The sequence below is a fragment of the Poseidonibacter ostreae genome, from assembly GCF_009208075.1.
Classification (GTDB): Bacteria; Campylobacterota; Campylobacteria; order Campylobacterales; family Arcobacteraceae; genus Poseidonibacter; species Poseidonibacter ostreae.
This window is the reverse complement of sequence record NZ_WFKJ01000003.1, coordinates 24,947-40,580: the sequence shown is the minus strand read 5'-3', so window position 1 is coordinate 40,580 and position 15,634 is coordinate 24,947. Positions and strand designations below refer to the sequence as shown.

Below are 15,634 nucleotides of genomic sequence, written 5' to 3'. Positions count from 1 at the left end.
TTACCTCTTTTAAAACAATAACTTATTATATCTTGCATTTTTTATCCTAATTATAAATTAGAATAAAATGAGAAGTTGTAACCCAATCTGTGACCCAAAAAAGAATACCTTTTTCAAAAAGGTTGTTTTTATTTAATTAAAAAAAGCCTAAGTTATGGGCTTTAATGCTTTAAAGGTTGAAAGCACCCCAAAAACATCCTGCTGCAAAATATGCATTTTTTATATTATTTGTCATTTTCTTCCTTTAATAAAATATTATATATTTAATATTCTATTATAGGAGAATCTATTTAAATTTAACTTTTACCATCGAACTCTTTTGCGTTTACATTTGCAACAATAATATTCGAAATCTCTTTTGTTTTTTGTGCAATTCTATCCGCACTTGATGCATTTTGAGCATTTTGTTGAGTAATTTGATCTAGATTATTAATAGCATCATTAATTTGTACAATACCTGTAGTTTGCTCTTTACTTGAAGCGTTAACATCGTTAATTAACTCTAAAGTATATGTAATATTTTCATTTAGTTGTTTATATCCATCTATCATTTTATCAGCTATATTTTTTCCATCATTTGCTTTTTCTTGAGCATTTTCAACTAATTGTTTAATCTCTTTAGCAGCTTCAGCAGATCTTCTTGCAAGATTTCTTACTTCTTGTGCAACAACTGCGAAACCTTTTCCAGCTTCCCCTGCAGTTGCAGCTTCAACTGCTGCATTAAGTGATAAAATATTTGTTTGGAATGCTATTTGGTCTATTACTGTAATTGCGTCACTAATTGATGTAGTTTCATTATTTATGGCAATCATAGAAGATGATGTATTATTTGCAAGCTCTTCTCCTAAACCTACAGATTCTTTAACTCTCTTTCCATACTCTGCCATTTTTTGAACTGTTTGTGTACTATTTGTCATATTTGAAGTAATCTCTTCAAGTGATGCTGCTGTCTCTTCAAGTGATGCTGCTTGTGTATTTGCAGCATTTGAAATATCTCTCATATTCGTACTTAAAATTTCTGAGTTCTCATTTAAAACAAGACCATCATTTTTATTTTCTACTAACATTTTCGTAATAGAGTCTCTTAAAATATTTACATTGCTTTCAAGTTTTTTTATTGTTCCCTCAAAATTAGAAGTTTCAAGTTTTGCTCTATAATCTAAGTTTGAATAAGAATCAAGTACTTTGATAATATTGTTTAAATTTATATTTAAAGTTGATATCATTTGATTGATAATTTCTTTTAATTCATTTAAAGCTGGATTATTTGAATTTACTGAAATCTTATTATCAAGATTTCCTTTATTTATCTCATTAGTAACTGACATTGTATTTAAAATTAGCTCTTTATCCAAAGCAAAATTCTCTTTTGTTTTAATTATATTTTTATCAATTTGTTTAGCCATTAACCCTAATTCATCATTTGAATCAATATTAATCTCTTTAATATCAGTTTTTTCAAAATTTATAAAAGAGAAGAAATTATCTAAACCAACTTTTAAAGACTCTACATCTTTTATAATCTTATTTAAAATTACTCTTGCAAATAAAATTGTAATAAATATTCCTAAAAGTCCCATACTTCCAAAAATAATCATATTAGTTTTTGCGCTATTGTATTGTTTAGTTATTGTTTTAATTAAACTATCAGAAAGAAAGTTTTCTACTTTTTTTAATAGGTTAATTTTTGAAGTAATTTGAGAAAACCAATAAGAAGCATCTATTCCAAAAGTATCATTTTTTTCAGCCGCTATTCTTCTCATTTTACTTACTTCTATAACAGCTTCACCTTGTAAAGTCTTTTTATAAAATGAAGCAGCATTATCTCTTGCAACCTTTAAAAAAGAGTCCATATAAGCATTTTGCTGAGCAACTAAGGTAAAAAACTTCTCTTTCATTCCATTAGAAAAGTTATCTCTTGCAAATGTATTTGTTAAAACAGCTCTCTCAACTCCAGCTCGCTCTTTTGATAATAAAAAATTCATATATGAAACTAAGTCTTGTGAAACTTCTGCATCATTTGATAATTTTGTAATACTACTTATTGCATTTAAAGATAAGGCATTAAAGTTTGTATAAAAGGCAATTGCATCAGAACCTTTTATATCTAAACTAGATACTTTATTTCTTAAAGCATCAAGTTTATCCAACTTATTTATCATCAAATCCATATTAGAAGCAAACTCTTTAGAATAACTATTTATATCAACAATTTTTAATTCATTAAAAAAATCTTTTCTTTTTGAATCTACTAGTTTTCTCTGTTTTGGTAATTTTTCTACAAATTTTTTACCCTTACTTCCAACAAAACCAGCAGTCATTCCACGCTCTTTTTGTGTTTCATGAACTAATGCACCGATTTTAGTTGATAAAATAACAATTTTATCTAATGCATTAAGTTCAGTAACTCTAGAATAAGAACTATGTAGTAATTTTGCTGTTGATAATACTACAATTATTAAAGGAATAATTACTAAAAGCATAAGCTTATTTTTAATTGACAAATTAGATATCATATGATAATCCTTTTATGAAATTTGAATATTGTATCAAATAACAATTATTAAATGTTTGATTATTATCAAGTCTATCTATAATCTAGTAAGTTATAGTAATTATTTTTTAAAAGATAAAGAAACCGAATTTACACAATGTCTTGTATTTTTTGAAGTAAATCCCTCTCCTTGGAATACATGTCCTAAATGACCTCCACAGTTTGAACAAACGATTTCAATTCTTCTTCCATCTGCATCAGGTACTCTTTTTACAGCATCTTCTAAGTTATCATCAAAACTTGGCCAACCACATCCTGATGAAAATTTACTTTTTGAAGTATATAAAGGAGTGTTACATTTTTTACATATAAAAGTCCCCTCTTCATAAAAATCATTATATTCTCCAGAAAAAGGTCTTTCTGTACCCTTATTTTCAATTACTCTTTTTTCTTCATCCGTTAATTTATTAAAATCCATTATTTAGCCTTTTTATGAAACTATAAACTCTTTTTGAATTAATACTTCATTTTTATATAAAATTTTTCCTAGAAATTTATCTCCAACAACAAATTCACCTACACCTTTTGGAGTTCCAGACATTAAGACATCACCATTTTCAAAACTTAAAAAAGTATTTGCTTCTTTAATAATTTCATATGGTTTATTTATCATCATTGAAACATTTCCATCTTGTTTTAATTCATCATTTATAAATAATTGTATTGAAAGCTCATTTATATCACCATCAAAAGATTTAAACTCTGAAAAAACTGATGCTTTATCAAAAGACTTTGCTCTCTCCCATGGTAAACCTTTTGCTTTTAATTTAGATTGAACTTCTCTTAATGTTAAATCAAGACCAAAGCCAACTGCAGTAATTTTATTGTCATTGATTACAAAAGAGATTTCAGCTTCATAATGACAAGATTCATTTCCTTTTGGAAAAACTAAAGAATCAGAAATTGATGAATTTGGTTTTATAAAAAACACCATTTCATCTGGAGTTTCATTATTTAACTCAGCTATATGTTCTGTATAATTTCTACCAATACAAAAAACTTTTGATGGATATATCTCTTTATTGTCTATTAATATTTTATTCATTTATTTTATTAACCTTTTTTTTCTCATTAATTCAAGTCTACTCTTTGAGTAATCACTTCCTGATTTTTCATATAAAGCTTTTGCTTTTGCATAATTTTTATCTAAGCCATATCCCATTTCATACTGATAACCAAGCCAAGACATAGCATATTTACTACCTTTTAATGCAGATTTTTTGAACCATTTAAAAGATTCTTTATAGTTTTTTTCTACGCCATATCCTTTTGCATTAAAGTAACCCATTTTATCTAGACCATAAATATTCTCATTTTTTGCTGTTTTTATATACCATTGCAATGCTTCTTTATAATTTTGTTTAACAGCCCAGCCTTTTTCATAATAATATCCAACTTCATTTTGAGCTATCATATCTCCTTGAAGTCCTGCTTTTCTAAATAATTCAAAAGCTTTTTTCTTATCTTTTTTTACTGCAAAACCTTGATCATAAAGATATGCAAGCTCTCTTGTAGAAACCATATCATTCTTACTTGATAACTTTTCTAACCAAGGTAAGGCATTTTTATAATCTTTTTTTTCTATATAATCGTATGCTAATTCTTTTTGAGACAGAATATCCCCACTATTTGCTTTTTTTGTATAACAAGCTAGTTTTTCTTTTTCATTTTTTAATACTTTACATTCAATAACTTTATTTTCTTTTTGTAAAGATTTGGCTTTTTCATTTGAAATATGTTGAGAACAACCTGTAAAAACAAGTGACGAGAGAAGTAATATATTTAGAAGTTTCAAGTTTAACCCTTTTATTAATATTTTAACTATTTTATCAAAATTGTTATAATTAATAAGAGTTAAACTCAAAAATAAGTTTATTTTTTAGAAAAATAATTGTCTAGTGAAAATTTTCCTGCTCCAAATGAAGCAAAAATTCCTAAGAATAGTAAGAAATATAATGGAATTTCAAAACCATTATCACCTGAACTAAAACCGTTTCCTATATGTACTGTTAAAATTGCAACTATCATTGTACCAATTAGAGGTAAGCTAATTACTCTTGTAAATAAACCAAGAGTTAATAGAACTACTCCAAGAGATTCTACTGAAGCAGAAATATATACATTTAATAAAGGAAAAGGTATTCCTAAGCTTTCAAACCATGCAGCAGTATCATTTATACTGTTCCATTTGTTTAAAGCTGGATCTAAAAAGCCATAAGCAATTGTTAATCTTGTAAGTAGCAAGAAAAGACTTTGGAAATTTTGAAGAATTTTTTCTGAGAAATTATTGATTTTATTAATCATAATATGTCCTTTGTGTTTTTTAATTATTATGAAGTATAGAAGAACAATATTTAGTTATTGTGTAGTTTATAATAATAGTAAATGAAATATTAATATTTTTCTAATAAATCATTAATAATAACAGATGTAATCCCCCAAATAATCTCATTTTCATATTTATAAACCCAGATTTTATGTCTTTTATTTCCCCAAGGTTTTTTATACATATCAGGTAAATCTAATTCTTCGACAGGAAATAAAATCTCTTTTTCACCTTTTTCATTTATTCTATAAGGTTGTATTTCATGTGCAAGAGTATATTCAAGAGGTTTTGTATTTTTAAAAAATGAAACAGGAATCAAAAGAGTTTTTTCAACTTCATCTTTATCAATAACCATTGTCTTTAAAACACTTTTTTTTATTTTTCCTACAAAAGGCTCAATAATAGCACCTATTGGAGCAACATACGTATCAAGTTGTCCAATTATTTTTATATCTTCAGCTTTAATTCCTAATTCTTCATATGTTTCTCTTAAAGCTGTATCTTTAAAATCTTTATCAATTCCCTCTTCAAAACCACCACCTGGAAAACAAATATCTCCACCTTGTCTTATTGTTGCAGCTCTTTTTTGAAAAAGAAGAAAATATTCACCCTTTATTTTAATAAGAGGTATTAACACAGCTGAGTTAAAAAACCTTCCTCTTCCTAATACACCTGGAATATCTGGTAAATTTTTTGATAGTTTTTTTAAATTTTCTTTTTTCATTATCTTGTCTCTATTGATTTAATTGCGTCAATCATTGTTTTTATAATTCTTCGTAAGTCTTCATCTTTTATTGTGTATGCAACAATTGAATAAATAAGTTTACCAAAAGGTCTAATCCAAACACCATGTTCAACACAATAGTCTTGGATTTCTTGAGCTTTTGATTCATCTTTTAGCTCAATTACACCAATTGCTCCAATATTTCTTATATCTTTTACTATATTTAACTCTTTTGCATAAGATAATTCTTCTTTAAATATTTTTTCAATATTTAAAACATTTTTTTGCCATGACCCCTCTTCTAATAAATTTAAACTCTCAATAGCAACACTACAAGCTAAAGGATTCCCCATGAAAGTTGGTCCATGCATTAAAATTCCAAGATTTGAATTAGATATAGTATCTGAGACTTCTTTTGATGTAATCATAGCAGCCATTGTCATATAACCACCAGTTAAACCTTTTCCAAGTGTCATAATATCAGGTTTTATATCAGCCCAATCACATGCAAACATTTTACCTGTATGTCCAAAACCAGTTGCAATTTCATCTGCAATTAATAAAATATCATATTTACTACAAAGTTCTCTAGCTTTTCTTAAAAACTCTGGGTTATAAATCCTCATACCTCCAGCACCTTGAACAACAGGCTCTAAAATAAATCCAGCAACTTCTTTTTCATGTTTTAAAAATGTATCTTCTAAGGCTTTTATTGAAGAAGAACAATCAGCAGTAAATCCTAATTCAGGAGCTTGTGTAAAAATATGCTTTGGCAAATAAGAACCATAAATACTATGCATAGAATTATTAGGATCACATACACTCATGGCTGCAAGTGTATCACCATGGTAAGCATGCTCTAAAGAGATAAATTTATATTTTTTTAAACCTTTTGCTTCTTGATATTGAATTGCTGTTTTTAAAGCAACTTCAACTGAAACAGAGCCTGAATCACACAAAAACACACTATTTAAACCTGTTAATTTTGCAAGCTTTGAAGCTAAAATAGAAGCTTTTTCATGTGCAATTCCACCAAACATAATATGTGGCATAATATCAGCTTGGTCTTTAATTGCTTTAATCAATCTTGGATGATTATACCCATGAATACAACTCCACCAAGAACTCATACCATCAATTAATTCTCTACCGTCTTCTAAAAATATTGATGTTTTATCTGTACTTTTAACACTTAATAAATCACTTTTTGAAGGTAAAGAGTTGTATGGGTGCCAAACGTGTTGTCTATCTAATTCAATCCAATTCAAAGATATTCCTATGTATTTAAATATACATAATTATATCTAAAATTGGTTTTACAAAACTTTTAATTTTCAGGATATAAAGTAATTGTTGTTTCTAAACCTTTATATTCAATATCATCATAAATATATTTTTTATTTATTGACTCTATTTTACCATTCATATGTTTTGTAATAATTTTTTCACACATATAAAGACCTATTCCTGTTCCATTAGATCTATGTTTTGTTGTAAAATATGGCTCATATATTTTTTCTAAAAGCTCTTTTTTAACTCCACCGGCATTATCTTTGATTTTAATTATAATATCTTTTTCATCAATTGAAACATCAATAAAGATTAATCGTTCTTGATTTTTTACAGTATTAAATGCATCTCTAGAGTTATTTAATACACTCATTATTACTTGAATTAACTCGCTCTCATATGCTTCAATTTCAATACTCTCAATATTCTTAATAACTCTAATATTTTTATTTTTTAATTTTGAATGTAATAGGTCTAAAGTTTTATTACAACACTCAGATAAAGAAAATTTACTTTGCTCTCTTGTTGGCTTAAAGAAGTCTCTAAAATCATCAATTGTAGTTGATAGATTAGTTGCTGATGCAATAATTGAATCTAAAGTATCTATTAAAAACTTGTCTTCTAAAATACCTAGTTCTTTTTTGATTTTCAAACCACTAGAACCTGTAGTAATTAAAGATAAAGGTTGTCTCCATTGGTGTGCAATATTTTCCATCATTTCACCAATAGCTGCCATTTTAGATTGCTGAGACATTATTCTATCTTTTTTTAGATTTTCATCAACAGCTACTTTTATTCTATTTTCTAATCCTTCATTAATCTCTATTAATTCTTTTGTTTTCTCTTCTACTTTTAAACTTAGTGACTTATTCATTTTCTTTAAAAGTTTTTGTCTATATAAAACTCCTAATAAAAGAACAAGAACAACTAATAAAATTTTCCATAAAATTGTATAGTCAAACTCTTTTTTATGTTGTATAAATAGCCATTTATTTAAAATATTTTGTTTTATGTCTTCATCAATATTTATAACTACCTTATTTAAAATATTTAATAAATTGACATCTTCTTTTTCTATTCCCATATGAACACTTGTGACTTCGTCAATCTTACCAGATATTTTTAAGTCATTAATAAATTCACTTTGTAATTTAAACCAAACAGTAGCATTTGTTCCTATAAAAGCAAAAACTTCTTTATTCTTAACTTTTAAAAGTCCTTCATCTAAATTTTTAACTTCTACAAAATCAATATTTCTATACCTATTTTTTAGTATGCTTGAAATTGTGTGACCTTGTGTAACTGCAATTTTTTTGTTTTTTATTTCTTTCATATTAGAGATAAAAGGAACATCATTTTGAGTAACAATTACATAATTCATTTCATTGTAAGCTTGTGTAAAGTTTAAAAGTTTTTCTCTTTCATTACTATGTGATAAAGATGGAATCAAATTACATTTTTTTTCTTTTATATATTGTAAACTCTGAGAAAAAGAGTCTGTTTCAACAGGAAAAATTGCTACAGCTAATTTTTTTTCAACCATATTAATAAAGTCTGCAATTGCTCCAACAAATTTACCATCTTTAATATCACTAAAAGGCATGTAATTATTAACAATACAAACTTTTATCTCTTTTTTATTTTTTAAATACTCTTTTTCTTTTTTTGTGAATTTTAAATTTTCTATTTTTCTGTCATAGTAGATAAAATCATCAATATTAACCTTTTCACTTGTTAAACCCATAACATTATATAAATCATAGATTCTTTGCATTTTATCTTTTTTTATTTCACCTAATTTACTTGTTTTAAAATATGATAGTTCTTTTAACTCATTTGCTTCATAAATAAGAGCTTCTTTTGATAATTTTGAACTATTATATTTTTCAATGATTAAAGCAGCTGTTTCTTCAATATTTGAATAAGCATATTCCCAACCTTCTAAAGAAGCTTTTTTAAATGCATCAACTGTTTTAATATCACTATTTATTAATTTTTCACTAGTAAATAAGAAATCACTATACATATCAAAGCCATACATCTTAGGGTCAAAAACATTATATTCAACACCTTTTTGCTGTAATTTAAATGGTGATTTTGATAAATATGCAGAGATTACATCTGTTTTTTTATCAAGTAAATCATTAATATTATGTGTATGTTTTATAAATTTTAAATCTTTTGTTTTTATATTATGTGAGCTTATCATTGATTTTAAAGAGACTTCACTAGCATCATCAATTGTAGTCATTATAGTTTTACCTATAAAGTCATTTATTTTACTAATTCCTGATTCTTTTGTTGTTAATAAAACTAAAGGTGTAGCTTGAAATAAAGCATAAAGCGCAACAATTTTTTGTTCTTTTGTTCTTTGAAGAAGAAGTGTTTCTCTTCCAACTGCAAAGTCTAAATTTCCAAGACTTACTTCTTTTGGAATATCAATTCCAAATTCAAAAGGTTTTATAGTTACATCTAAACCATATGCTTCATATAAACCTTTTTCTTTTGCTATATAATATCCAGCAAATTGAAATTGATCAAACCAAGATAATTGAATAGTTACAGGCTTTAGCTCTTTTGAATATAAAGAAGATGAAAAAAATATTAGAATAAAAAATAAAGATTTAAGATGCGCAGAAAACAAAGAGGTCCTTTTAAAATAATAATTATATCAAATATAATACTTTATCATTTATTTGATTATATTAAATTAAAACTTTTGTATTAATTTTATAATTTTTTATAAAAAGATAATTTATAGAAAAACTATAAATTATCTTTTAAATTAGATAGTTTTAGTGTAAAAAATGTCTTTTTCCTGAGAAGTATAATGCCATACCAAACTCATTAGCAGCTTCAATAATCTCATCATCTCTAATACTTCCACCTGGTTCAATTACACACTTAACACCAGCTTCTTGTGCAGCATCAATTGAGTCTCTAAAGGGGAAGAATGCTTCAGATGCTAAAACAGAACCTGATACATCAATACCTAAATCTTCTGCTTTTCTTAAAGCTGCTTTTGCAGCATCAACTCTTGAAGTCATCCCCATACCAACAGCAACCATCGCAGAATCTTTTACATAAACAACACAGTTTGATTTAGTTAAAGATGCAACTTTGTAAGCAATTTCCATATCTTTTACTTCTTGTTCTGATGCAGCTCTGTCAGATTTAAGCTCTGAGTTTTTAACCTCATCATCTTCAACTTTATCTGCATCTTGGTATACAAAACCACCATCAACAATTTTAAAGTTAAATGCATCATTTGCCATTTCTAATTTTGCTGTACCTTGCTTGAATAATTTAATTCTTTTTTTCTTATTTAATTCCTCTTCAGCTTCTTTTGTAAAGTCAGCCGCAAATACAACTTCTAAGAAAATTTCATTCATTTTAATAGCTAAGGGTAAATCAACTACACCATTTACAGCAACAACTCCACCAAAAGCAGAAATTGGATCACATCTTAATGCTTGCTCGTAAGATTCTAATAATGTATCTTTAATAGCAAAACCACATGGATTACCATGTTTTACAATACAAACAGCATTATCATCACCAAAAGCAGATGCAATTTTAGCAGCTCCACTAATATCACCCATATTGTTAAATGACGCTTCACCTTTAAGCGTGATAAATTTATTTGATAAGTGATTATCAAATTCGTATAAAGCACCTTTTTGATGTGGGTTTTCACCATATCTAGTGTCAAATACTTTAACACCCGTGATAAATTGTTTAGCACCCATACCGTTATTAAATCTTTTGTTCATATAGTTTGCAATCATTGAATCATATGCAGCAGTATGCTCATATGCTTTAATCATCATATCACGTCTGAATTCAAAAGTATTAGTATCATTTTTAAGATTGTTTAAAACTAAATCATAATCAACAACATCTGTTACAATAATTACAGAATCATGATTCTTAGCAGCTGATCTAACCATTGCTGGACCACCAATATCAATGTTTTCAATAATCACTTCATAATCATCAGTAGATTCAATAGCAGCTTTAAATGGATATAGATTTACACATACTAAATCAATACCCTCAACACCTAATTCTTTTGCTTGGTCTAAGTGTGATTGCTTATCACGTCTGTGTAAAATTCCACCATGAATATATGGATTTAAAGTTTTAACTCTTCCTTCAAAACACTCAGGAAACTTTGTAACTTCATTCGCTTCAATTACAGCAATTCCTGCTTCTTGTAACTTTTTGTATGTTCCACCAGTAGAAATGATCTCATAACCTAAACTAACTAACTCTTTTGCAAAGTTTTCAACACCGCTTTTATCACTTACGCTAATTAATGCTCTCATATACATTATCCCTTTGATATTCTTTATTGATGGGATTATATAAAATAATTAGTTAGTACTAGCTTTTACAATAAACTATTACTATTGATATATGTCAACATTATTAAATAATGTTCTATGTTAAAATTCATTTTAATAAAAAAGGTCATTATGAAAAATTTAACACTAATTGCATATTTAGATTTAAAAGAGTCCTTACGAGCTAAATGGTTTGTTGTTTATTCACTTGTTTTTGGTGGAATGATTGCACTATTTTTTATTGCAGGAGTTACGCAATCTCAAGTTATGGGGTTTTCGGGATTAAGTAGATTATTACTTATGTATATACAAGTTACGATTGTAATACTACCAATATTTATACTTATTACTACTGTTCGTTCCATTTCAGGAGATAGAGATAATCATATTTTAGAATATATGTTATCTTTTCCAATATCTTTAAAACAATATTATTGGGGAAAGATTTTAGGTAGATTTATAACTGTATTTTTGCCAGTATTCTTTGCTATGCTTATTGCTATTATTTACGGTGCGTTAATAGGTGCTTCAATTCCTTGGGAAATATTCTTTTTATATACAGGATTGTTATTTGCTCTTTGTTCAGCATTTTTAGGAATAGCATTTTTTATCTCATCATTTGTAAAATCAAGTGAAGTAGCTCTTGGTATTTCATTTTTTATCTGGATATTTTTATTAGCTTTTATTGATATTGCTTTAATATCTTTAATGATGCAAAATAGATTTGAAGAATCAATGATAATAGCAATTGCACTAGCAAATCCTATGGAAATATTTAGAGTTGCAGCAATTTCACTTTTTGATCCAGAACTTACTGTTATGGGACCTGTTGCTTTTTATATATTAGATACATTTAAGCAATCAACATTTGTTTTATTCTCAATTATATACCCTATAATACTTGGTATTGTTTTTGCAATGTTAGGCTTTAGAATATTTTCAAAAAAAGATTTAGTTTAAAAGGAACACATAAAAATGCTAAAAAAATTACTTAATACACTTATAATTACAAGTACACTATTTACTGTTTCAGTTACTGCAAACAGTGATAAAAAAATAATGGACTTCAATAAAGAAACTGTAACGGAACTACGAAAACTTAAAGTATATAAAAATCCTGCATGGGCTACAAAAGTTGAGTTTTCAAATAAAAAGTCTGCATACTTTTCATCACCAAAATCTATGTTTGAATTTTATTTTACTCCTTTTAAGTGGAAAGCATTTGATGCTAAAACTGTTGATGATTTAGAAAACATTTATGTTACTGATTTTAAAACACATAAAATTATTGATGCAAAAAAAGCATATTATGTTTATGGTTCTCGTAAAATTTCACCAGCAGGTGATGACTTACCCTCTTTTGAGACAAAAGAAGATGCATTAAACTTTAAAAACAATGAAAATGGAAAAAGAATATTTAGATTCTCAGAAGTAAGTAATGGACTAATTAAATTACTTAATGGCAGAATGTAATAAATAAAAGGGAATTTGAAACTCTTCAAATCCCCTTTATTTAGGCAGTGTAACTTTTATACACAAAATAATTCTATAAAATACTCTTAAGTTAATTAGATTTAACACTAAATTAACACTTTCTTGATATGTGTCATTTTTATGCATACTCCTTACTAGTAAAATTAGAGATTGTTTTTAATAAATACATTATTAAAAAAAACTAATACACAAGGAAAGGAGTTTTAAGATGAAACCAGTACTTAGTAAAATCTCTTCTTTACTTTTAGGAACTACTCTAGCTGTAACTGCAATTCATGCAGCAGATGGTGAATTATCAAAAGTAATGAAAGAAAGAGGTTTGTCTGAAATTGATGTAATTCGAGCTGCAAAAACATATAATCCTACAGGGGTTAAAGATAAATATGTTGTTTTCTCTTCAGGTGGACAATCTGGACAAGTAATTGTTTATGGTGTTCCTTCAATGAGAATATTAAAATATATTGCTGTATTTACACCAGAGCCATGGCAAGGATATGGTTATGATAAAGATTCATTAGCTATTTTAAGACAAGGTAATGTAAGAGGAAAAGAGATAAACTGGGGAGATACACATCACCCTGCACTTTCTGAGATTGATGGTAAATATGATGGTAAATGGTTAGCAATTAATGACAAAGCTAATCCAAGAATTGCTGTTCTTGATTTAGAAGATTTTGAAACTAAACAAATTGTTCCAAACCCAGTATTTAAATCAAATCATGGTGGAGCTTTCTTCACACCAAACTCAGAGTATATTATTGAAGCATCTCAATATGCAGCACCATATGATAATAACTATCACTCAATAGATGATTATAAAGAGTCTTATAGAGGTGGAGTTACAATGTGGAAATTTGATCATAAAATTGGTCGAATTAAGCCAAAAGATTCTTATACAATAGAAATGCCTCCATATCATCAAGATTTATCAGATGCTGGTAAAGGTGCAAGTTATGGTTGGGGATTTACAAACTCATTTAATACAGAGATGTATACAGGTGGGATTGAAATTGGTAATCCACCAAATGAAGCAGGAATGTCTAGAAATGATACTGACTTTTTACATGTATATAACTGGAAAAAACTTGCAGAAGTTGCAAAAGATCCAAAGAATGTAAAAATTGTAAATGGTCACCCTATTATTCCAATGGAAGTTGCTGTTAAAAATAACGCTTTATTCTTAATTCCTGAACCAAAATCACCTCATGGTGTTGATGTTTCTCCTGATGGAAAATATATGATTGTTTGTGGTAAATTAGATACGCATGCATCTGTTTACTCTTTTGAAAAAATAAAAAAACAAATTGATAATAAAGAATTTATTGGGAAAGATCCATACGGTATTCCAATTTTAGATATGAAAAAATCTTTACATGGTCAAGCTGAATTAGGACTTGGGCCTTTACATACTCAATATTCAAATGTAGATGGAGAAGTTTATACTTCTTTATACGTTGATTCACAAGTTGTAAAATGGAACTATAAAGACTTAAAAGTTTTAGATAAAGAGAATGTTCACTATAACATTGGTCACTTAGCTGGTATGGAAGGTAAAACTTCAGATCCTCAAGGTGATTATATTATTGCTTTAAATAAATTAGCAATTGATAGATTCCAAAATGTTGGTCCTTTACATCCACAAAATCACCAGTTAATTGATATTTCTGGTAAAACAATGGATTTACTTGTTGATATGCCTTTACCTTTAGGTGAACCACATCAAGCAGTTGCAATTAGAGCTGAAAAATTACACCCACATGTAAGATATAAAATGGGGACAAACTCTAAAACTGGTAAACAACATATTGGTAAAACACTTGCTGGTCAAGAAAGAATTGAAAGAGATGGAAATCATGTAACTATTTATGCTACATTTGTAAGATCTCATATTAATCCTGAAAGAATCACAGTTAATAAAGGTGATTTAGTAACTATGCATATGACAAACTTAGAGCGTGCTCAAGATGAAACACATGGATTTACTATTGGTGGATTTGATCAACATGCTTCATTAGAACCAGGTGAAACTACTACTATGGAATTTGTTGCTGATATCGAGGGTGTTTTCCCTTACTATTGTACAGAATTCTGTTCAGCTCTTCACCTAGAGATGATGGGATATATGATGGTAAAAGATCCTAATAAGAAATATGTTTCTGCTACAAAAATGAAAATGAAAACAATGAGTCCTGAAGAGTTAAAAGCTGAATATGACAAAGCAGTTGCAGTTAATGCAGCTACAGATTCTGTTATTCAATCAGTTGTTGCCTTCTTAAAAGCTAATGGTTTTGATAAACATGAAACAGTTGCTAACTTAGTTACTGATGCTTTTGACCAATATGGACAAATCCCAGCTGAAAAGAAAAAAGCTGATGAAGCACTTAAAAGTGGTGATGTTGAAAAAGCTATTCTTCACGAAGGTATGATTTGGCAATTAATGGTTAAAACAGCTGATGTTGGAATTAGAGCAAAAGATACATTAGTTACAAAAATTGCTACTAAACAAAGTCCAGCTGCAGCACGAGGTGCTACTGCATTTGCTGAGGGTGGTTGTAATGGTTGTCACGTAATAGGAAAAGTTTCATCAGGTCCTGATTTAACAGGTGTATTACAAAGACATGAAAATGGTGAGAAATGGGTAAGTAAATTTATTATGCATCCAGAAACTATGTATGATGATGCTTATGTTAAAGGTATGATTGATTACTTTAACTTAAAAATGCCTGATCAAAACATGAGTGAAAAAGAGACTAAAGATATTATTGAATATTTAAAATGGATTGACGAAAACGCCAACCTATTCTAAAATAAATATTATTATGAATTAAAAAAATAAAAAGGAAGAAGTAAAACTCTTCCTTTTTTTATTGACAAGTATCAACACTAAAATCTAAGCTTTT

General features: G+C 27.7%; 12 protein-coding genes. 3 read left to right on the top strand and 9 right to left on the bottom strand.

Annotation, left to right across the window (positions count from 1 at the left end; genetic code table 11):
* Positions 1-296 precede the first annotated feature (296 nt).
* The 9 genes from GBG18_RS01675 to purH all read right to left on the bottom strand — a co-directional run bounded on the left by GBG18_RS01675 (position 297) and on the right by purH (position 11,222).
* Positions 297-2,516 (bottom strand): methyl-accepting chemotaxis protein, encoded by a 2,220-nt coding sequence (locus tag GBG18_RS01675; RefSeq protein WP_152187793.1) that lies wholly within the window; start codon positions 2,514-2,516, stop codon positions 297-299.
* A 99-nt stretch (positions 2,517-2,615) separates the two neighbouring features.
* Positions 2,616-2,972, bottom strand: a complete 357-nt coding sequence (locus tag GBG18_RS01670; protein ID WP_152187791.1) for a methionine-R-sulfoxide reductase — start codon at positions 2,970-2,972, stop codon at positions 2,616-2,618.
* Between the two features lie 12 nt (positions 2,973-2,984).
* Positions 2,985-3,599: a fumarylacetoacetate hydrolase family protein gene (locus tag GBG18_RS01665; protein ID WP_152187789.1), complete on the bottom strand. Its 615-nt coding sequence runs from the start codon at positions 3,597-3,599 to the stop codon at positions 2,985-2,987.
* Positions 3,600-4,349, bottom strand: coding sequence for a tetratricopeptide repeat protein (locus tag GBG18_RS01660; RefSeq protein ID WP_152187787.1), 750 nt, complete (start codon positions 4,347-4,349; stop codon positions 3,600-3,602).
* Between the two features lie 77 nt (positions 4,350-4,426).
* Positions 4,427-4,858 carry an HvfX family Cu-binding RiPP maturation protein gene (locus GBG18_RS01655; RefSeq protein ID WP_152187785.1) on the bottom strand — a complete coding sequence of 144 codons (432 nt, stop codon included), beginning with the start codon at positions 4,856-4,858 and terminating at the stop codon, positions 4,427-4,429.
* Between the two features lie 89 nt (positions 4,859-4,947).
* Positions 4,948-5,604: an NUDIX hydrolase gene (locus tag GBG18_RS01650; RefSeq protein WP_152187783.1), complete on the bottom strand. Its 657-nt coding sequence runs from the start codon at positions 5,602-5,604 to the stop codon at positions 4,948-4,950.
* Positions 5,604-6,872, bottom strand: coding sequence for an adenosylmethionine--8-amino-7-oxononanoate transaminase (gene bioA / locus GBG18_RS01645; protein ID WP_152187781.1), 1,269 nt, complete (start codon positions 6,870-6,872; stop codon positions 5,604-5,606). The genes GBG18_RS01650 and bioA overlap by 1 nt, the downstream gene beginning before the upstream one ends.
* 59 nt (positions 6,873-6,931) lie before the next feature.
* A complete protein-coding gene (locus tag GBG18_RS01640) occupies positions 6,932-9,538 on the bottom strand; it encodes an ABC transporter substrate-binding protein (RefSeq protein ID WP_193311046.1) in 2,607 nt (868 codons plus the stop codon).
* Positions 9,539-9,689: 151 nt separating this feature from the next.
* Positions 9,690-11,222, bottom strand: coding sequence for a bifunctional phosphoribosylaminoimidazolecarboxamide formyltransferase/IMP cyclohydrolase (gene purH, locus GBG18_RS01635; protein WP_152187779.1), 1,533 nt, complete (start codon positions 11,220-11,222; stop codon positions 9,690-9,692).
* Between the two features lie 150 nt (positions 11,223-11,372).
* On the opposite strand from purH, the gene GBG18_RS01630 reads away from it, so the two are divergent.
* From GBG18_RS01630 to nosZ, 3 genes are all read left to right on the top strand, one after another.
* Positions 11,373-12,200, top strand: coding sequence for an ABC transporter permease (locus tag GBG18_RS01630; protein WP_152187778.1), 828 nt, complete (start codon positions 11,373-11,375; stop codon positions 12,198-12,200).
* 15 nt (positions 12,201-12,215) lie between these two features.
* Positions 12,216-12,713 carry a nitrous oxide reductase accessory protein NosL gene (locus GBG18_RS01625; protein WP_152187776.1) on the top strand — a complete coding sequence of 166 codons (498 nt, stop codon included), beginning with the start codon at positions 12,216-12,218 and terminating at the stop codon, positions 12,711-12,713.
* Between the two features lie 229 nt (positions 12,714-12,942).
* Complete coding sequence (gene nosZ, locus GBG18_RS01620) at positions 12,943-15,540, top strand: Sec-dependent nitrous-oxide reductase (protein ID WP_152187774.1); 2,598 nt, start codon at positions 12,943-12,945, stop codon at positions 15,538-15,540.
* The last annotated feature ends 94 nt before the right edge of the window (positions 15,541-15,634 follow it).